A 17,031-nucleotide genomic window follows, 5' to 3' on the forward strand; every position below is an offset into this window, starting at 1 on the left:
ATCCCATAGGGTTTTGCAATGGTTTTTGAGGGGATATGCCTATGATGCGCTCATCATCATTCTGAAAGGACCGCCACATGCGCGTTTATTATGATCGCGATTGCGATATCAACCTGATCAAAGACAAGAAAGTCGCCATTCTGGGTTACGGCAGCCAAGGCCACGCACACGCGCTGAACCTGCGCGACTCGGGCGCGAAGAATGTCGTCGTGGCGCTGCGTGAAGGCTCGGCCACCGCGGCGAAATGCGAAAAAGAGGGTCTGAAGGTCATGGGCATCGCCGAAGCGGCGGCCTGGTGCGACCTGATCATGCTGACCATGCCGGATGAGTTGCAGGCGGAAACCTACAAGAAATACGTGCATGACAACCTGCGTGAAGGTGCGGCGATTGCCTTTGCCCACGGGTTGAACGTGCATTTCGGCCTGATCGAGCCAAAGCCCGGCGTCGATGTCATCATGATGGCCCCCAAGGGCCCGGGTCACACGGTGCGCGGCGAATACACCAAGGGCGGCGGCGTGCCCTGTCTGGTGGCGGTGCATCAGGACGCGACCGGCAAGGCGATGGAGCTGGGTCTGTCCTATTGCTCGGCCATTGGTGGCGGGCGTTCGGGCATCATCGAGACCAATTTCCGGCAGGAATGCGAGACTGACCTGTTCGGTGAGCAGGCGGTGCTGTGTGGCGGCTTGGTTGAGCTGATCCGCATGGGATTCGAGACGCTGGTCGAGGCAGGCTACGAGCCGGAAATGGCCTATTTCGAGTGTCTGCACGAGGTGAAGCTGATCGTCGACCTGATCTATGAGGGCGGCATTGCCAACATGAACTACTCGATCTCGAACACCGCCGAGTATGGGGAATATGTGTCCGGCCCGCGGATTCTGCCCTATGCCGAAACCAAGGCGCGCATGAAAGAGGTTCTGACCGATATTCAGACCGGCAAATTCGTGCGTGATTTCATGCAGGAGAACGCGGTCGGTCAGCCGTTCTTCAAGGCGACGCGTCGCATCAACGACGAGCACCAGATCGAGCAGGTCGGCGAGAAGCTGCGCGCGATGATGCCGTGGATCTCGGCCGGCAAGATGGTGAATAAAGCGCGCAACTAAGGCGCTTGTCCTCGCTTGGGTGGCATCCGTGCCACTGAACAATCAGGCGCGTGGCTTTGCAAGGCTGCGCGCCTTTTTGCGTGCTGTTTGGCGGGGCGTTGCCCAGCGCTTGTCAGGTCCGCGGTCATGTCAACAAAGGTTAACAAAAGTTAACGATGCCATATTTGCGCCGAAATGCATCCTATGTTTCGCCGCATATCGGGAGCACACCAGAGGGATGAAAACACCTTTGATCCTTTTCTCGCTCTCGCTTGCTGTGGTTGTCGCGGTGTTTATCCTCGGCAGCCCGCTGGGCGAAATTGCGCTGTACGGCGGCCTTTTGTCGGCGACGGCGGCGTTCCTGCTGCTGCTCTTGGCGGCACTGCGCGAGGAGCCATCGGAATCGGTTCGGCCCGAGCGCCCTGGCCGCTCGGCGCGGCCGGTGTTGGTTGATGGGTCGAATGTCATGCATTGGGCAGGCGGCAAGCCAGATCTGGCAACGGTGAAACTGGTCGTGCAGGATCTCAAGCGGCAGGGGTTTGCGCCGACGGTCTGGTTTGATGCGAATGCCGGGTATCTCACGCATGGGCGCTATCTGGGGCCCAGGGATCTGGCGCGCCCGATTGGCCTGCAATCCGATCGAATCAATCTTGCGCCGCGCGGCACCCCGGCCGACCCGCTGATCTTGCAAAGCGCCCAGAAAATGCGGGCGCGCGTGGTCACCAATGATCGGTTCCGCGATTGGTCAGACACTTATCCCTATCTGACGTCGCCCGGCGTTCTGGTGCAGGGGCAAGTTGCCCGTGGCTTGGTGAGTTTGACGCTCAACTGACCCGTGCGGCTTGGTCGCAGGGTCATCACGCAACCCTGATGCGGGTGTCGTCGCCAAGCGTGTCCAGACCTGCTAGAATCGCCGAAACGTGCAGGGTCGCGGCGCGTGACGCGTTTTCAGGGGGCCAACAATGGATCGCAGAGCATTCACCGCAGGGTTTGGTGCCGTTATGGCAGGTGTCGGGATAGGCCGGGTCGCGCAGGCGGACGCCAAGTTCGCGCAAGGCGATGCGATGCCGCAAGGCACGCCACAGGCGCTCAGGGTGCGGCTGGCCAATGGGCGATTTCAGACCCTGACCGGGTTCCAGATCGCGTCAGGTGCGCAAGCGCTTGGCCTGCAATGGACCCAGATGATTCCGACATTTCAAGAAGATCGGCTGGATTTTTCGGCGGCAAGCCCCGTCATCGGCTCGGTGTTTCGCACGCCGTTCCGGGTCCGCTGGAGCCGCGCCGTGCCGCTTGGGCAGGTCGAGATGATCGGCGGCGTTCTGGTTGGCCGGGTTGCCGATGCGTCGCCCTATGCCGGGGTGCGCGTGACGGTCGGGGCGCAGGATTACAGCTGGGATTTGCCGTCCGCTTTGCGGGCCGTGAGCCCGCTGCGAGGGCAGGGGCCGGCGATTGGGGCGATCCGGCTCGGCGATGACGGGCGTATGCTGGTCCTGTTGAGCGCGCAGCCTGCGTTTTGAAGCGCTGGACAGCGGCACTGCGCTTGGGCTAGGTCGGGCGCATGACACCAGATCAAGATCTCGATGCGCGTGATTTGCTCTGCCCGTTGCCGGTGCTGAAGGCGCGCAAACGCCTGCTGACCATGCAGCCGGGCGAGGTGTTGCGCGTATGGTCCACCGACCCGGCGGCGGTGATCGACATGCCGCATTTTTGCGCGCAGACCGGGCATGAGTATCTGGGGGCGACGCGCGGGGACGGGGCGACCGCGCATCTGATCCGCTGCGTGGCGGCCAATCATTGCTTCATGAAGGACTGAACCGGGCCTCGGCGAGGGTCAGGTCGTCGGGCGTGTTGACGTTGAAAAACGGGTCCGGCTGCGCGGTGAAAACAACGCTTTGCGCGCCGTGCTCTGCGGCCCAGCGACCGACCTTTCGTTCCCCTCGTAAAAGCGCCGCGCGCAGGCTTTCGCGCAGGGTCACGGGCCACAATCCGACCGTTGGATGCTGACGCAGGCGGCCGGTGTCATCGGGGCTGGCGGCAAGGGTGAATTCTGCTTTCGCAAGGCGCGCCACCAGATCCTCGGGCAAGAACGGCGTATCGCCCGCCACGGTAAGCAGATGCGTGTACCCCTGCGCCGCCGCCCACTCCATCCCCGCCAGAACACCCGCCAGCGGGCCGGGCTGGTCGGGCAGGGGGTCAGGCAAGACCGGCAGGCCAAAATCGGCAAACCGCGCCGGGTCGCCATTCGCATTCAAGGCCAGCGCCGTGACCTGAGGGGCCAGCCGCGCGATCACATGCGCCAGCATCGGGCGGCCTGCCACGGGTAGCAACGCCTTGTCGCCGCCGCCCATGCGTGTTGCCCGACCGCCCGCCAGGATCACGCCCGCGATGGTTTTTGTCATGGTTTGCCCTTTTCTGCCCTGTCGGTCCTGAATAGCAGGCCCGAAACGAGCGGCAAGAGGGCCATTTCGCCGGGTCGGGGCGGGTCCGACGCTGGCGTTTGTCCTGATTCCTGCCGGGGTCGCAGGTCTTTGATGCAACGCCCTTGACCTTCCGGTAACTGGAAGGTCCATATCAGAATGGATCGCCGCAACCGGAGCCGCCAAATGTCACATGAAACCCATACCCTGCGTGTCGAAGGCATGACCTGTGCGTCCTGTACGGCGCGGATTGAGCGGACGCTGTCGCGCGAACCCGGCGTGACCGGCGCGCGCGCCAATCTGATGACCGCCAGTGTGACGGTTGACGGCGCGGCGAACCCGGTGGCTCTGGCGCAACGGATCGAGGCGGCGGGGTTCACGGCGGCGACGGAGACCACGCAACTGTCGATCTCGGGCATGACCTGTGCGACCTGCGTGGGGCGTGTCGAGCGGGTTCTGGCCAAGGTTCCCGGCGTGATCGAGGCCACAGTGAACCTTGCCGCCGAAAGTGCCACGATCAAGCATTACGCGGTGGCCGGGTTGGGGCAGACGTTTGTCACGGCGGTCAAAAGCGCGGGCTATGAGGCGCGGATCGTCACCGAGACCAGCCGCGATGATCTGGCGGAACGGCGCGAGGCCGAGCAGGACAAGCTGGCGCGCGCCGTGCTGTTGGCGGCGGTGCTGACCACGCCGGTGTTCATTCTGGAAATGGGCGGCCATGCCGTGCCCGCGTTTCACCATTGGCTGAACCATACTTTTGGGCAATTCCCGATCTGGGTCGTGCAATTCGTGCTGACCACGGCGGTTCTGTTCGGGCCGGGGCTGCGGTTTTTCCGTGCCGGGGTGCCCGCCTTGCTGCATGGCGCGCCGGATATGAACAGCCTTGTGGTGCTGGGATCGTCGGCGGCCTGGGGCTTTTCGACGGTGGCGACCTTTGCGCCCGGGCTGCTGCCCGAAGGCACGCAGGCCGTGTATTTCGAGGCCGCGGCGATCATCGTCACGCTGATCCTGCTGGGCCGCTGGCTGGAATCGCGCGCCAAGGGGCGCACCGGCGCGGCAATTGCGCGGCTGGTGGGTTTGCAGGCGAAATCGGCCTTTGTCACCCGCGATGGTGTGACCTCGGAGGTGCCGATCGCGGAGCTGGTGGTCGGTGATCTGTTGACGCTGAAACCCGGCGAGCGGGTGGCGGTGGATGGCGTGGTGGAAACCGGCACCTCGTGGCTGGATGAAAGCATGATCTCGGGCGAGCCGATCCCGGTCGAGAAATCCCCCGGCGACGAGCTGACCGGCGGCACCGTCAACGGCACCTCGGCGCTGACCTACCGCGCAACGCGGGTGGGGGCCGATACGGTATTGGCGCAGATCATCCGCCTGGTTGAGCAGGCGCAGGGCGCGAAACTGCCAATTCAGGCGCTGGTCGATCAGGTGACGCGGGTGTTTGTGCCGGTGGTGATGGGTGTCGCGCTTCTGACCTTTCTGGTGTGGTTCTTCATCGGCCCCGCGCCGCAACTCTCGCATGCCTTGATCGCCGCCGTGGCGGTGCTGATCATCGCCTGCCCCTGCGCGATGGGTCTGGCGACGCCGACCTCAATCATGGTCGGCACCGGGCGCGCGGCGGAGATGGGCGTTCTGTTCCGCCGCGGCGATGCGTTGCAGGCGTTGCAGGGCGTCTCGGTGGTGGCCTTTGACAAGACCGGCACCCTGACCGAGGGGCGGCCTGACTTGGTCGCGGTTCATCCTGCCGGGGGTTTTGACGCCGACACCGCCCTGGCGCTGGCTGCCGCCGCTGAAACCCAGTCCGAGCATCCGATTGGCGGCGCGATAGTGCGCGCGGCGACCGAGCAGGGCCTGACGATTGCCACGCCCAGCGACGTCAACTCGATCACCGGTTTCGGCTTGCAGGCGATGGTCGAGGGGCAGCGCGTCTTGATCGGCGCGGCACGGCTGATGGACCGCGAGGGGATCGCTTTGGGCGACTTGCCCGAATTGGCCGACAGCCACGCCGCCAAGGGCGAAACACCGTTGTATGTGGCGGTCGACGGCAAGGCGGCGGCGCTGCTGATCGTGGCGGATCGCATCAAGCCGACCACCCCGCCCGCCATCAAGGCGCTGCATGAATTGGGCGTGCAGGTGGCGATGATCACCGGCGACGCACGGGCCACGGCACAGGCCATTGCCGCCGAACTGGGTATCGACCATGTGGTCGCCGAGGTGCTGCCCGACGGCAAGGTCGCGGCGATTGAAAGTCTGCGCGAAGGTGGGCGCAAGGTGGCGTTTGTCGGCGACGGGATCAACGACGCGCCCGCCTTGGCGGCGGCCGATGTCGGCTTGGCGATCGGCACCGGCACCGATGTGGCCGTCGAGGCCGCCGAGGTGGTGCTGATGTCCGGCGATCTGCGCGGCGTGGTCAACGCGCTGCACCTCAGCCGCCGGGTGCTGCGCAATATCAGGCAAAACCTGTTCTGGGCCTTTGCCTATAACGCGGCGTTGATTCCGGTGGCGGCGGGGGTCTTGTACCCGGCGTTCGGCATCACCTTGTCGCCGATTCTGGGGGCGGGGGCGATGGCGCTCAGCAGTATTTTCGTGCTGACCAACGCGCTGCGCTTGAAGGCGCTGCGCCCGGTGATGGAGGGAAGCGCATGAACATCGGCGAGGCGGCAAAAGCCAGCGGCTTGCCCGCGAAAACCATCCGCTATTACGAGGAAATCGGCCTGATCCAACCACAGCGCGACGCCAACAGGTACCGGGCGTTCGATGCCGATGATGTGCACCGCTTGGCGTTTCTGAACCGCGCGCGGGGGCTGGGGTTTACCATCGAGGATTGTCGCGCCCTGCTGGGGCTTTATGCCGATACCGGGCGCGCCAGCGAGGATGTGAAACGCCTGGCCGCCGAGCATCTGGACCGCATCGACGCCCGCATCGCAGAGCTGCAATCGCTGCGTGCCACGGTGGCGGGGCTGGTCTCGGCCTGTGCGGGGGGTAACCGCCCGGATTGCCCGATTCTGAACGATCTGGCCTCAGGCGGTGCCTGTGCGGGCGGGCATCAGCGGGTGACGGAATAACTGCTTGCCGCAAGTGACGCGCCCCGGCATGGTCGCGTCATGTCCCGCTCTGAACGCCTTCTGGATATCCTGCAAATCCTGCGTCGCCACCGCCGCCCGCTGCCAGCGCAGCGCATCGCCGAGGAGGTCGCGGTGTCCTTGCGCACGGTCTACCGCGACATTGAAACACTGCGGGGTCAAGGCGCGGTGATCGAGGGGGAGGCAGGCGTAGGCTTTATTCTGCGCCCCGGTTTCCTGTTGCCGCCCTTGATGTTCAGCGCCGACGAGATCGAGGCTTTGGTGCTGGGCGCGCGCATGGTCTCGGTACGCGCCGACCCCATCGCCATCGCCGCCTTCACCGTCAGCGACCCCGACGGGCACCGCATCCGGCTGTTTGTGCCGCAATGACCCGGTATTGGATCGCCGTGGCCTCGGCGGATCATGTGCGCATTGGGCGGCAGCAGGGGTTCATGCAGGTTTGCCACGGCAAACCCGCGCCCCTGCGGCGTATCAGTCCGGGCGATTGGGTGGCCTATTATTCGCCGCGCGAGATGATGCGTGGCGGGGCGCTGTGTCAGGCGTTTACCGCTCTGGGCCGGGTGAAAGTCGGCGCGCCCTATCAGGTTGAGATGACGCCAGGTTTTGACCCGTTCCGGCGCGATGTGGAGTGGGTTTCCGCCGCCGAAACCCCGATCCGGCCCTTGTTGGAGCACCTGACCTGGGGCGGGCAGAATTGGGGGTATCAACTCAGGTTCGGTTTGTTCGAGACCACGCTGGCCGATATGACCCTGATCGCGCGGGCGATGCATGCTGATTTTCAAGCGGCTGGTTAACGCTTGGGAACCCCTATCAAGCCTCTTGCCACCGAGGCCGCCAGACCTGATGATCCGCCCGAGGAGGACCCGATCCATGAAAACCATTCTGACAACCTTGGCCGCCTTGGCTCTGACCACGACCGCCGCTTTTGCCGATCCCGCCGAAGGTCGCTGGCGCACGCAGCCCGATGACAACGGCAACACCGGCATCATCACGATCACAATGTGCGGCAATATGCTGTGCGGCACCCTGACTGAGTCGCGGCGCGGCAACGGCGAGGTGTTCACCTCGGAAAACGTCGGTCGCCAGATCGTCTGGGATATGGAACCGCGCGGCAATGGGCAGTATCGCTCGGGCCAGATCTGGTCGCCGGACCGCGATCAGACCTATCGCGCCAGCATGGATCTGGCGGGCAACCAGCTGACCGTGTCGGGTTGTTTCCTGGTCATTTGCCGTGATCAGGTCTGGACGCGCGCCAACTGAGTGCTTGCGACCCGGCCATGGATGGCGCAGGGACCCGAAAGCGCAGGAACCGGGTCGCGGGTTCGGTAAAGACCGGGCAGGGTGAACCCTCGGTGGATTGAGGGGAACTCTATGTCTGGTGGTGATTGGCTGCGGCTCATTGTGCTGTCTGTGCTCTGGGGCGGCTCGTTCTTTTTTGTCAGCGTGGCGGTGCCGGTGTTGCCGCCCTTCACCATCGTTCTGGCCCGCGTCGGCTTGGGTGCGATGGTGCTGGCGCTGATGCTCTTGGCCCTGCGCATCCCGTTTCCCAAGGGGCGCGAGGTCTGGATCGCGCTGGCCGTCATGGGGCTGCTGAACAACGTGGTGCCGTTTACACTGTTTGCGCTGGCGCAGGGGCAGATCAGCAGCGGTCTGGCCTCGATCCTGAACGCGACGACGCCCTTGTGGAGCGTCGTCGTCGCGCATCTGGCGACCCGCGATGAGCGTATGACCCCGGCCAAGGCACTGGGCGTTATGATTGGATTTGGCGGCGTTGCGGTGATGATGGGTGCGGGGCTGGGCGATGGCACGGTCTGGGCGCAAATGGCCTGTGTCGCGGCGGCGATCAGCTACGCGCTGTCCAGCGTCTGGGCGCGGCGCTTTCGCATGATGGGGCTGCGGCCCTTGTCCACTGCCTTGGGGCAGGTCACCATGTCCAGCGCGATGCTGTTGCCGCTGGTGATTTTCATCGACCAGCCCTGGACGCTGCCGATGCCCAGTGCCACGGTGCTGGGGGCGCTGGTGGGTTTGGCGGTGCTGTCAACGGCGCTGGCGTATGGCTTGTATTTCGGCCTCTTGTCCAGCGCCGGGGCGGTCAACGCGTCGCTGGTCACGTTTCTGATCCCGGTGTCGGCGATTGCGCTGGGGGTGCTGGTGCTGGGCGAGGTTTTGCTGCCGCGTCACATTGCGGGAATGGTGCTGATTGCCGTTGGATTGGCGGTGCTGGATGGGCGGCTTTGGCGCAAGATGCGTGCAGCGCGATCAGGCGTCGATGTGTAGATACACGCGCCGGTTCTGCTTGCCTTTCTTCTCGATCTTGCCAAGCCGCACCGGTCCGATTTCCGCCGTGGAGCGCACATGCGTGCCGCCGCAGGGTTGCAGATCGACCTGATCCGCGCCCTGCCCGATGCGCACCAGACGCACGCGGCCCTGACCCGTCGGCGGACGCACGGACATGGTTTTCACCAGGCCGGGATTGGCGTCGAGTTCGGCGTCGGTGATCCAGTCCTCGGAGATCGGCAGGTCGCGGGCGATCAGCGCGTTCAGCGCATCCTCGATTGCCAGCTTGTCCTCGGGTGCCTCACTCATATCGAAATCGAGCCGCCCTTTGCCCTCGCCAATCGCGCCACCGCTGACCGGTAGCGGAATCACGACGGATAACAGATGCAGTGCCGTGTGAACCCGCATCAATCCATAACGGCGCGTCCAATCCAGCGTCAGGGTGACAGGGCTGCCAACCGGGGGCAGGGGGCAACCGTCGGCGGAGATCAACGCAATGTCGTTGCCGTCCTTGATGGTGTCGATGATGGCCACCTCGCCGCCGTCCCACGCCAGAGCGCCACTGTCACCCGGTTGCCCGCCACCCGTGGCATAGAACACCGATGCCGCAACAACGATCCCGCCCGTCTCGCTGTGCCGCGTCACGGTGGTCGTGCAGGATTGCGCATAGGCGTCATCACGGAACAGGGGCTGTGTCATCGGGTTGACTCGCGGAAGTCGTCGTCGTTCTGATCGGGGCTTTCCGACGCCGTGTCGGTGTCGCGATCCGGGCGCGGCGTCGGCAACTTGGGCGGTTCCTCTTTCGGCGCGGCCGGTTTCGCGACACCGGCCAGTGCCTCGGGGTTGCGCAGCCAGATGTCGCGCTGACCAAAGGGAATCTCGATTTTTTCCTCGGCGAAACGCTGCGCGATCTTGTGGTTCATCTCGGACTTGACGCTCATGATGAAATTCACGTCGCGCAGGATCGCACGGATCTGGAAGTCCATCGAATCCGCGCCGAAGCCAATGAAGATCACCGAGGGTTTCGGGTCGATAACGACCAAAGGTTCGCTTTCGGCGATCTCTTGCAAGATCTCGGCGATCCGCCGGGTATCGCTGCCGTATGCCACGCCCACCGGCACGATCACCCGGCCGGTTTTTGACGACTTGGTGTAGTTTGTCACCGCGCCCGAGATCAGGTCGGCGTTGGGGACGATCACCTTGGAGCGGTCAAAAGTCTGGATCACCGTCGACCGTACCGAGATGCGTTCGATCGTGCCCGACGTTGTTCCGACTTCGATCCAGTCGCCCTCGGAGACCGGGCGCTCGATCAGCAGGATGATGCCTGAAACAAAGTTCGAGACGATGTTTTGCAAGCCGAAACCGATACCGACCGACAGGGCACCCGCGACGATGGCGAGGCCCGACAAGTCGATGCCCGCCCAGGAAAAGGCCGCCAGGGCAGCGGCCGTCAGGCCGACATACCCAACGCCCGAGATGACGGCCTTTTGCGCGCCCTTTTCCATCGAGGTTTTCGGCAAGACCGATGTTCCCAAGGCACCCTGCAAGGCGCGGGTCATCAGGTAGCCGGTCGCGAAAACGACAAAGAACAAGATGATATTGGTCGGCGAAATCCGTGTCTCGCCAAGGCTGACGCCCTCGCTGAATTGGGCCCAGATCTCCCACAGGTCGGTTTGCCGCGCGCCCCAGATCAGCGCCAGCGGCACCAACGAGATCGTCGCCAGGGCCAAGCCCATGAGCGCGGGAAACAGCCCATCGGCCGCGGCTTCCTCGTCACCAAAGAACGCCGAGTAGATCGAGGTGATCAGCCGGTGCAGGACAATCAGGAACCCGAACAACGCCAGCGAGTCGATTGCCGGAAAGACGATGTGACGCGCGGCGGCCATATAGCCCGCAGCCCCCAACAGGGGTGCCAAGACGGCCATCGCCATGAGGACCTGACCGCCCAGCCGCAGGGCGCGGTCAAAGAATGCCGAGGTGTCGGTCGTGACGCCATCGACGGTGATCTGGCGCGGCTGGTGTCGGCGCAGAACGCGTGCGAAGCGAAACAACGCCAACGAGGTCAGGACGATGACGGGGAACATCAACACCGATTGCGCCGTCGGCGGCAGGGATTCGGGATCAATAAACGGCTCGTAGAGCACGATGAACCCGGACAGAACCCCCAAAACCAAGGCCTGTGTTCGCGCGCGGCGTCGGTCGTCTCTGGTCAGGTTCAGCGCCACGCGCTGCGTGTCGATCAGCGGGAACAACTGCAACGATAGCCACCGAGCAATGAAGATCGACATGCCCGCCGGGACCAATGCCGCCGTCAACGCCTCGATGGTGGGGCCGCTGATCCGGGTGAGCGAAATTGCCGTGGACAAAAGAAACAGTCCGGCAAGTGGCACCAGAAGCTGCGATAGTGACAGGAAAAACGCAACAATCGAGCGCCCGCGCAAGATCTTTGTGCTTTGCAGCAAACGCAGGGTCAGTTGCTCCATCCAGCGTCGACCGCGCAGCAACAACAAAAGCGCCAACAGCAGCGTGCCCAGGGTCAACGGCAGATCCGAAACCATTTCCGAGTAACGCGCCGGATCCAGCCAGGCGTTATAGGCCTCGCCATTGATGGTGAGCGCCGAAGAGACCAGCGCATCAACACCATCGAGCCAGTTCGCGGGATTGATGGGTATTGGCCCCAGTTGCAGCAGCGCATCGGCCTGCCGGCTGCGCAATTCGCGGTCGATGCCGCGGACGATACCCTCGGCCCGGGTAAAGGCCTCGTCTGCGGCCAACAACGGCGCTTCGCGGGCGGTGAGGAGCCCGGTCAACTCGGCACGGCGCTCGGTGATCTCCGCGGCCTCGGCGACGCCCTCTTCGGGCACCGGACCCAGCGCCGCGATCTGTTCGCGCAACGCGGTGATCCGGCCCAGTTGTGCCTCTTTGGCGACAAGAAATTCCGCCCTCATTGCGACAACCTGAGCGCGGATCGTGTTCAGCACCTCGTCTGTTGTATCAGGGTCGTCCAACGTATCCTCGGCCAGCGCGGCCAGCGCGCTCCAGACGGTGTAATTCGGCCCCGTCGCTTCGGTGGTCTGGGTCTGCGCCAAGGTCTGCGCCGGCAGGACGACGGTCATCACGCCAGCCAGCGTCAGCGCGATCAATGTCGCGGTCAGGAAACGCCACAGTTCGTTGGTTATTCTGAGCATCTGACGTCTTTATTCCTCGCGCGGGTCGGGCAAATCGCGCGCCGCACGGACCATCCACCCGGGAACCGGCAGGTTCTTTTCGGTCAGGAAGGTCGGGTTGAACAGTTTGGATTGATACCGCGTGCCGTAATCGCACAGGACGGTGACAATGGTATGCCCCGGCCCCATCGCGCGGGCCATGTGAATGGCCCCGGCGACGTTGACGCCGGACGATCCGCCAAGGCACAGGCCCTCGAATTCCAGCAAGTCAAAGGTGATGGGCAGGGCCTCAGCATCGGCGATACGGAATGCCATGTCGGGGGTGAACCCTTCAAGGTTGGCGGTGATGCGCCCCTGGCCGATACCCTCGGTGATCGAGTTGCCGGGGTTTTCATTGCCGGTGTAGATCTTGAACAGGCCCGCGCCCTCGGGGTCCGCAAGGCCGATTTTTACGCCCTTCGACTGCAACGCCATGCCGACGCCCGCCAATGTGCCGCCCGAGCCAACCGCACAGATGAAGCCATCCACCTTGCCGCCGGTCTGCGACCAGATCTCGGGACCGGTGGTTTCGACATGCGCCTGACGGTTCGCCACATTGTCGAACTGATTGGCCCAGATCGCGCCGTTAGGTTCGGTTTTTGCAAGTTCTGCCGCCAGACGCCCGGAATACCGCACATAATTGTTGGGATTTGAATAGGGCGCGGCGGGCACCTCGACCAGTTCCGCCCCGGCAAGCCGCAGCATGTCCTTCTTTTCCTGGCTCTGCGTCTCGGGGATCACGATCACGGTCTTGAACCCCATCGACGCGCCGACCAGCGCCAGCCCGATGCCGGTATTGCCCGCCGTCCCCTCGACAATCGTGCCGCCGGGTTTCAATTCGCCGCGCGCAATCGCGTCGCGGATGATGAACAGCGCGGCGCGGTCCTTGACCGATTGGCCCGGGTTGAGAAACTCGGCCTTGCCAAGAATCTCGCAGCCGGTTTCTTCGCTGGCTTTGCGCAAGCGGATCAGAGGGGTGTTGCCGATCGCTTCGGCCAAGTTGCGGCGGATCATGCGGGCATTCCTTTTGACAGCAAGCCGCGCGAGGTGTGAGCGCGGCAATTGGTGGGCTTAGTGCAAAGCACCATTGCGATTGAGGGCGCGGGCATAGATCCAGGCCAAGCCGGGAACGATGATCATCGCGCCCAACAAGCCGGGCAGCGGCACGATCAGGCCGGGTGCGGGCGTGGCATACAGCGCCGCCGCCAGGGCGATCCCGCAGACGGTGGTGGCAAAGAACAACAGCACCGACGCATTGTCGCGGATCAGCAAGAAAAACGCCGCCGCAACGCCCAACCAAACGGCCATCGCCCAGACCACCTTGAGCCAGAGTGCCTCAAGCGGCAGAAAGCGCATCACGCTCGGCCAATGCTCGGCCCCCAGCTGGAAGCGCGTAATGACATAATCCGCCCCCAAGAGCGCGTGGAGCACAAACAGGATCAGCGCGATGGGCACAAGTCCGGAGGGGGTCGGGGGCGGGGCTAGGTTACGGGCCATGATCTCTGCCTTCGTGATTTGGGTTCAAACTGACCTGTGGGGCGTCCAGTGTCCAGCCCCGCAGGGTGCGCCTATTGGGTGGCGGCGGTAAACTCTTCGCTGGTAGCCAACGTGGTGGCGAGGGCGGGGGGGACGCCTCGGGTGATCATCCGGCGAAATACGGTGTCGGCGCGGGTCCCAGGGGTGATGCCGACGGGCAGGGGTGCCGCGTTGGCGGCACGCAGCGAGGCGGTTTGCTGGGAAAGGGGGCGCGTGTCGCGGGCGGCGACGCCGGGGCAACCCTCGAGCAGCCCGTCATGGGCGGCGGCGCCCATTGCCGCTGTCGCGCGGCTCAGCAGCGCGCATTCTGCGGCGATCCGGTCAACAGGGGGTGTTTCGCGCTGCATCGTGGGCAGCGCGCAGGCGGCAAGCAGGATCATCGGGGCGAGGCGCAAAACTGTCATGTCCCAGACTTACCCCCGCTGGACCCGGCAATCAATCGCCGCCTCACGGGCATGTGCGTTTGCCTGAGCGGACGATCCGCCGACACTGTGTTGATTCGGTTGTGGGAAAGGAAGCAAATGCGCTGGGCTTGGATCTTGGCATTCGTGCTGATGGCGGTTGGGCTGGCCCCGGTCGCAAGCATGGCGCTGGCCAAAGCGCTTGCGGCGCTGAGTGGGTGCACCATCAGCGAGACTTTCCCGCAGCCCTGCGTGATCTGGGGGGGCGATTGGGGCGGCCTGTTGAACCGGCTGTTCACGACCGGCTGGCTGATGTTTCTGACGGCCCCCGCAGCGCTGACCGGCTTTGCGCTGGCGATCGGGTTGGCGGCGGCCAGTTTGATCCGGCGCACGCGGGAGTGATGGAGCGGCGCATAGGTCAGGCCGCGAGGCCCCTTTTCGCCGCCAGCGACACAGGTTAGGAAAGGAGCAAGGAGCCTGCCCATGCTGAAAACGCGCATCATCCCCTGTCTCGACGTGGCCGATGGCCGTGTGGTCAAAGGTGTCAATTTCGTCGATCTGATCGACGCGGGCGATCCGGTCGAAGCCGCCAAGGCTTATGACGCGGCGGGGGCGGATGAACTGTGCTTCCTCGATATTCACGCCACGCATGAAAATCGCGGCACGATGTTCGATCTGGTGACCCGCACGGCGGAACATTGCTTCATGCCGCTGACGGTGGGCGGAGGGGTGCGCACGCATCACGATGTGCGCGCGTTGTTGCTGGCAGGGGCGGACAAGGTTTCGTTCAATTCGGCGGCGGTGGCCAATCCCGATGTCGTGGCCGAAGCCGCCGATCGGTTCGGCTCGCAATGCATCGTCGTGGCGATTGACGCGAAAACCGTGGCACCCGGCAAATGGGAGATTTTCACCCACGGCGGGCGCAAATCGACCGGCATCGACGCGGTAGAATTCGCAAGAACCGTGGCCGCAAAGGGCGCTGGCGAGATCCTGCTGACCTCGATGGACCGGGACGGCACGAAAGCCGGGTTCAACCTGCCGCTGACCCGGGCTGTTGCGGATGCGGTGGGCATTCCGGTGATTGCCTCAGGTGGGGTGGGGACGCTGGATCATCTGGTCGAGGGGGTGAACGAAGGCCATGCCTCGGCGGTTCTGGCCGCGTCGATCTTCCATTTCGGCACCTTCACCATTGGGGAGGCCAAGGCGCATATGGCGGCGGCTGGCATCCCGGTGCGGTTGACATGAGCGCGCTGGATCGGCTGGCCGCCACCATCGAGGCACGCAAGGGGGCTGACCCCGACACCTCCTGGACCGCCAGACTGCTGGCCAAAGGCCCGGAGAAATGCGCCGAGAAATTCGGCGAAGAGTCGATCGAGGCGGTGATCGAAGCGGTCAAGGGGGATCGGGCGCGGCTGACGTCCGAGGCGGCCGATGTGCTGTTTCATCTGCTGGTCATGTGCGCCGCGCGGGATGTGTCGCTGGCGGATATCGAGCAGGAGTTGGTGCGTCGCGAGGGTCAATCAGGGATCGCGGAGAAGGCAAGTCGGGGGTAGGGTGTGTGCTTGCACGCACCTTCCTTGAGGTTTGGTGCGTGCAAGCACACACCCTACGGTGCCGCACCCGTCAGAGATCAATATCGTAGGTTTTCCATGTCGTCGCCGTCGCCAGCTTGTCATAGAGTGCCCGCGCCCGCGCGTTATCCTCGGCGGTGATCCAGCGGACCTTGGTCCAGCCCAACCGGCGCCCTTCCTCGGCAACGGCCTCGATCAACGCCCGTGCGGCACCAGAGCCGCGTGCCGCTGGATCCACGAACAAATCGTCCAGAAATCCGCCAACCGCTGCGGCCAACGGTCGAAAATACGGCCGAAAATGCGTGAGCCCCACCAGGGCACCCCCGGTATCCTCAGCGACGAATGCACTCACCTCATGCGCCGGGTCCTGGATCCATCCCCACACCCGGTCGCGCATCAGAGGCGTTTGTTCGACCTCGTAGAACGCAGCATAGTCGGCATAGAGCCGCTCCCATGCGGCGCGGTCTTGTTCAACGGGGCGTCTGATCTGCATCCTTGGGGCTCCTCGGTTATTTCTCATCCTAGACTTGGGAAAAATTTCCGGCAATGGCGTGTTCTCTGATCCTTGCCCTTTCCTTTCGCGGCCCTTTCCCGTATGGCCGCATCTGTTCAAAATGGAGCCGCAGAAATGCAAGGTAGCGCCAATCTCAACCTGATGATCAAGGCCGCGCGCAAAGCGGGGCGCTCGCTGGTCAAGGACTTCCGCGAGGTCGAGAACCTTCAGGTGTCCTCGAAGGGTCCGGGCGATTTTGTCACCCGCGCCGACCGCGAAGCCGAGCGGATCCTGAAAGACGACCTGTTGGCAGCGCGTCCGAACTATGGCTGGCTGGGCGAAGAAACCGGCGAGACCGAGGGCACCGACCCGACCCGGCGCTGGATCGTCGATCCCTTGGACGGCACCACCAATTTCCTGCACGGTCTGCCGCATTGGGCGGTGTCGATCGCGTTGGAGCACAAGGGCGAGATCATCGCCGGCGTGGTCTTTGACGCGGCAAAAAGCGAGCTGTTCTACGCCGAAAAAGGCCTTGGTGCCTATATGAACGACACACGATTGCGGGTGTCGGGTCGGTCGCGGATGATTGATTGTATTTTTGCCACCGGCGTCCCGTTTGCCGGGCGTCCCGCCTTGCCCGCGACGTTGCAAGACCTTGCGCGGCTGATGCCGGTTTGCGCCGGGGTGCGCCGTTGGGGTGCCGCCGCGCTGGATCTCGCCTATGTTGCCGCCGGCCGCTATGATGGCTTCTGGGAACGCGGGTTGCAGCCCTGGGATACGGCCGCCGGGTCCTTGCTGGTGCGGGAGGCCGGTGGATTTATTGCGCCGATCCGCGACGGGCAAAATGCCATCGAATCTGGCGACATGATTGCCGCGAATGGCGAGATTTTTGAAGGTTTCACGCGCATCATCCGCAATCAGGATTGATCTGCCGTCGTCAGACTATGGAACGCCCGCCATTTCTGGCGGGC

21 protein-coding genes are annotated in these 17,031 nt (G+C 64.0%); 14 read left to right on the forward strand and 7 right to left on the reverse strand.

What is annotated here, in order from left to right:
- Positions 1-77: 77 nt before the first annotated feature.
- The 4 genes from ilvC (at position 78) to VDQ28_RS10810 (ending at position 2,892) form a co-directional block, all read left to right on the forward strand.
- Positions 78-1,100: a ketol-acid reductoisomerase gene (ilvC, locus tag VDQ28_RS10795; RefSeq protein WP_323035941.1), complete on the forward strand. Its 1,023-nt coding sequence runs from the start codon at positions 78-80 to the stop codon at positions 1,098-1,100.
- Positions 1,101-1,317: 217 nt separating this feature from the next.
- Positions 1,318-1,911 (forward strand): NYN domain-containing protein, encoded by a 594-nt coding sequence (locus VDQ28_RS10800; RefSeq protein ID WP_323035942.1) that lies wholly within the window; start codon positions 1,318-1,320, stop codon positions 1,909-1,911.
- Between the two features lie 130 nt (positions 1,912-2,041).
- Positions 2,042-2,596, forward strand: coding sequence for a hypothetical protein (locus VDQ28_RS10805; RefSeq protein WP_323035943.1), 555 nt, complete (start codon positions 2,042-2,044; stop codon positions 2,594-2,596).
- Positions 2,597-2,637: 41 nt separating this feature from the next.
- On the forward strand, positions 2,638-2,892 hold the full coding sequence (locus tag VDQ28_RS10810; RefSeq protein WP_323035944.1) for a sulfurtransferase TusA family protein: 255 nt from the start codon (positions 2,638-2,640) through the stop codon (positions 2,890-2,892).
- Here the strand turns inward: VDQ28_RS10810 and mobA are convergent.
- Positions 2,879-3,478, reverse strand: coding sequence for a molybdenum cofactor guanylyltransferase MobA (gene mobA / locus VDQ28_RS10815; protein WP_323035945.1), 600 nt, complete (start codon positions 3,476-3,478; stop codon positions 2,879-2,881). The genes VDQ28_RS10810 and mobA overlap by 14 nt on opposite strands.
- A gap of 204 nt (positions 3,479-3,682) precedes the next feature.
- On the opposite strand from mobA, the gene VDQ28_RS10820 reads away from it, so the two are divergent.
- The 6 genes from VDQ28_RS10820 (at position 3,683) to VDQ28_RS10845 (ending at position 8,853) form a co-directional block, all read left to right on the forward strand.
- On the forward strand, positions 3,683-6,139 hold the full coding sequence (locus tag VDQ28_RS10820; RefSeq protein WP_323035946.1) for a heavy metal translocating P-type ATPase: 2,457 nt from the start codon (positions 3,683-3,685) through the stop codon (positions 6,137-6,139).
- A complete protein-coding gene (locus VDQ28_RS10825; protein ID WP_323035947.1) occupies positions 6,136-6,558 on the forward strand; it encodes a Cu(I)-responsive transcriptional regulator in 423 nt (140 codons plus the stop codon). The genes VDQ28_RS10820 and VDQ28_RS10825 overlap by 4 nt, the downstream gene beginning before the upstream one ends.
- Before the next feature lie 39 nt (positions 6,559-6,597).
- Positions 6,598-6,945, forward strand: coding sequence for a helix-turn-helix transcriptional regulator (locus tag VDQ28_RS10830; RefSeq protein WP_323035948.1), 348 nt, complete (start codon positions 6,598-6,600; stop codon positions 6,943-6,945).
- Positions 6,942-7,370 carry an EVE domain-containing protein gene (locus VDQ28_RS10835; RefSeq protein WP_323035949.1) on the forward strand — a complete coding sequence of 143 codons (429 nt, stop codon included), beginning with the start codon at positions 6,942-6,944 and terminating at the stop codon, positions 7,368-7,370. The genes VDQ28_RS10830 and VDQ28_RS10835 overlap by 4 nt, the downstream gene beginning before the upstream one ends.
- A gap of 76 nt (positions 7,371-7,446) precedes the next feature.
- Positions 7,447-7,836: a DUF2147 domain-containing protein gene (locus VDQ28_RS10840; RefSeq protein ID WP_323035950.1), complete on the forward strand. Its 390-nt coding sequence runs from the start codon at positions 7,447-7,449 to the stop codon at positions 7,834-7,836.
- A 111-nt stretch (positions 7,837-7,947) separates the two neighbouring features.
- A complete protein-coding gene (locus VDQ28_RS10845; protein WP_323035951.1) occupies positions 7,948-8,853 on the forward strand; it encodes a DMT family transporter in 906 nt (301 codons plus the stop codon).
- Here VDQ28_RS10845 and VDQ28_RS10850 read toward each other — a convergent pair.
- From VDQ28_RS10850 to VDQ28_RS10870, 5 genes are all read right to left on the reverse strand, one after another.
- Positions 8,836-9,552, reverse strand: coding sequence for an alanyl-tRNA editing protein (locus VDQ28_RS10850; protein ID WP_323035952.1), 717 nt, complete (start codon positions 9,550-9,552; stop codon positions 8,836-8,838). The two genes, VDQ28_RS10845 and VDQ28_RS10850, sit on opposite strands and share 18 nt — an antisense overlap.
- Positions 9,549-12,041, reverse strand: a complete 2,493-nt coding sequence (locus VDQ28_RS10855) for a DUF3772 domain-containing protein (protein WP_323035953.1) — start codon at positions 12,039-12,041, stop codon at positions 9,549-9,551. Before VDQ28_RS10855 ends, VDQ28_RS10850 begins: the two co-directional genes overlap by 4 nt.
- 9 nt (positions 12,042-12,050) lie before the next feature.
- Positions 12,051-13,073 (reverse strand): cysteine synthase A, encoded by a 1,023-nt coding sequence (locus tag VDQ28_RS10860; protein WP_323035954.1) that lies wholly within the window; start codon positions 13,071-13,073, stop codon positions 12,051-12,053.
- Positions 13,074-13,130: 57 nt separating this feature from the next.
- Positions 13,131-13,556 (reverse strand): hypothetical protein, encoded by a 426-nt coding sequence (locus tag VDQ28_RS10865; protein ID WP_323035955.1) that lies wholly within the window; start codon positions 13,554-13,556, stop codon positions 13,131-13,133.
- A 71-nt stretch (positions 13,557-13,627) separates the two neighbouring features.
- Entirely contained in the window at positions 13,628-13,999 is a 372-nt protein-coding gene (locus VDQ28_RS10870; RefSeq protein WP_323035956.1) for a hypothetical protein, read from the reverse strand.
- 117 nt (positions 14,000-14,116) lie between these two features.
- Here VDQ28_RS10870 and VDQ28_RS10875 point away from each other — a divergent pair, with 117 nt between their 5' ends.
- The 3 genes from VDQ28_RS10875 to VDQ28_RS10885 all read left to right on the forward strand — a co-directional run bounded on the left by VDQ28_RS10875 (position 14,117) and on the right by VDQ28_RS10885 (position 15,549).
- Complete coding sequence (locus VDQ28_RS10875; protein WP_323035957.1) at positions 14,117-14,398, forward strand: hypothetical protein; 282 nt, start codon at positions 14,117-14,119, stop codon at positions 14,396-14,398.
- 81 nt (positions 14,399-14,479) lie between these two features.
- Positions 14,480-15,241, forward strand: coding sequence for an imidazole glycerol phosphate synthase subunit HisF (gene hisF, locus VDQ28_RS10880; RefSeq protein WP_323035958.1), 762 nt, complete (start codon positions 14,480-14,482; stop codon positions 15,239-15,241).
- Positions 15,238-15,549, forward strand: a complete 312-nt coding sequence (locus VDQ28_RS10885) for a phosphoribosyl-ATP diphosphatase (protein ID WP_323035959.1) — start codon at positions 15,238-15,240, stop codon at positions 15,547-15,549. Before hisF ends, VDQ28_RS10885 begins: the two co-directional genes overlap by 4 nt.
- 70 nt (positions 15,550-15,619) lie before the next feature.
- Here the strand turns inward: VDQ28_RS10885 and VDQ28_RS10890 are convergent, their stop codons facing one another.
- Entirely contained in the window at positions 15,620-16,060 is a 441-nt protein-coding gene (locus VDQ28_RS10890; RefSeq protein WP_323035960.1) for a GNAT family N-acetyltransferase, read from the reverse strand.
- Between the two features lie 135 nt (positions 16,061-16,195).
- On the opposite strand from VDQ28_RS10890, the gene VDQ28_RS10895 reads away from it, so the two are divergent.
- Entirely contained in the window at positions 16,196-16,987 is a 792-nt protein-coding gene (locus VDQ28_RS10895; protein WP_323035961.1) for an inositol monophosphatase family protein, read from the forward strand.
- Positions 16,988-17,031 lie beyond the last annotated feature (44 nt).

Source organism: Pararhodobacter sp., from assembly GCF_034676545.1.
Classification (GTDB): domain Bacteria; phylum Pseudomonadota; class Alphaproteobacteria; order Rhodobacterales; family Rhodobacteraceae; genus Pararhodobacter.

What these genes read in the sequence shown, in the direction of transcription:
- ilvC (WP_323035941.1), top strand. Translation starts at nt 78, where the DNA reads ATGCGCGTTTATTATGATCGCGATTGCGATATCAACCTGATCAAAGAC.
- VDQ28_RS10800 (WP_323035942.1), top strand. Translation starts at nt 1,318, where the DNA reads ATGAAAACACCTTTGATCCTTTTCTCGCTCTCGCTTGCTGTGGTTGTC.
- VDQ28_RS10805 (WP_323035943.1), top strand. Translation starts at nt 2,042, where the DNA reads ATGGATCGCAGAGCATTCACCGCAGGGTTTGGTGCCGTTATGGCAGGT.
- VDQ28_RS10810 (WP_323035944.1), top strand. Translation starts at nt 2,638, where the DNA reads ATGACACCAGATCAAGATCTCGATGCGCGTGATTTGCTCTGCCCGTTG.
- mobA (WP_323035945.1), bottom strand. Translation starts at nt 3,478, where the DNA reads ATGACAAAAACCATCGCGGGCGTGATCCTGGCGGGCGGTCGGGCAACA.
- VDQ28_RS10820 (WP_323035946.1), top strand. Translation starts at nt 3,683, where the DNA reads ATGTCACATGAAACCCATACCCTGCGTGTCGAAGGCATGACCTGTGCG.
- VDQ28_RS10825 (WP_323035947.1), top strand. Translation starts at nt 6,136, where the DNA reads ATGAACATCGGCGAGGCGGCAAAAGCCAGCGGCTTGCCCGCGAAAACC.
- VDQ28_RS10830 (WP_323035948.1), top strand. Translation starts at nt 6,598, where the DNA reads ATGTCCCGCTCTGAACGCCTTCTGGATATCCTGCAAATCCTGCGTCGC.
- VDQ28_RS10835 (WP_323035949.1), top strand. Translation starts at nt 6,942, where the DNA reads ATGACCCGGTATTGGATCGCCGTGGCCTCGGCGGATCATGTGCGCATT.
- VDQ28_RS10840 (WP_323035950.1), top strand. Translation starts at nt 7,447, where the DNA reads ATGAAAACCATTCTGACAACCTTGGCCGCCTTGGCTCTGACCACGACC.
- VDQ28_RS10845 (WP_323035951.1), top strand. Translation starts at nt 7,948, where the DNA reads ATGTCTGGTGGTGATTGGCTGCGGCTCATTGTGCTGTCTGTGCTCTGG.
- VDQ28_RS10850 (WP_323035952.1), bottom strand. Translation starts at nt 9,552, where the DNA reads ATGACACAGCCCCTGTTCCGTGATGACGCCTATGCGCAATCCTGCACG.
- VDQ28_RS10855 (WP_323035953.1), bottom strand. Translation starts at nt 12,041, where the DNA reads ATGCTCAGAATAACCAACGAACTGTGGCGTTTCCTGACCGCGACATTG.
- VDQ28_RS10860 (WP_323035954.1), bottom strand. Translation starts at nt 13,073, where the DNA reads ATGATCCGCCGCAACTTGGCCGAAGCGATCGGCAACACCCCTCTGATC.
- VDQ28_RS10865 (WP_323035955.1), bottom strand. Translation starts at nt 13,556, where the DNA reads ATGGCCCGTAACCTAGCCCCGCCCCCGACCCCCTCCGGACTTGTGCCC.
- VDQ28_RS10870 (WP_323035956.1), bottom strand. Translation starts at nt 13,999, where the DNA reads ATGACAGTTTTGCGCCTCGCCCCGATGATCCTGCTTGCCGCCTGCGCG.
- VDQ28_RS10875 (WP_323035957.1), top strand. Translation starts at nt 14,117, where the DNA reads ATGCGCTGGGCTTGGATCTTGGCATTCGTGCTGATGGCGGTTGGGCTG.
- hisF (WP_323035958.1), top strand. Translation starts at nt 14,480, where the DNA reads ATGCTGAAAACGCGCATCATCCCCTGTCTCGACGTGGCCGATGGCCGT.
- VDQ28_RS10885 (WP_323035959.1), top strand. Translation starts at nt 15,238, where the DNA reads ATGAGCGCGCTGGATCGGCTGGCCGCCACCATCGAGGCACGCAAGGGG.
- VDQ28_RS10890 (WP_323035960.1), bottom strand. Translation starts at nt 16,060, where the DNA reads ATGCAGATCAGACGCCCCGTTGAACAAGACCGCGCCGCATGGGAGCGG.
- VDQ28_RS10895 (WP_323035961.1), top strand. Translation starts at nt 16,196, where the DNA reads ATGCAAGGTAGCGCCAATCTCAACCTGATGATCAAGGCCGCGCGCAAA.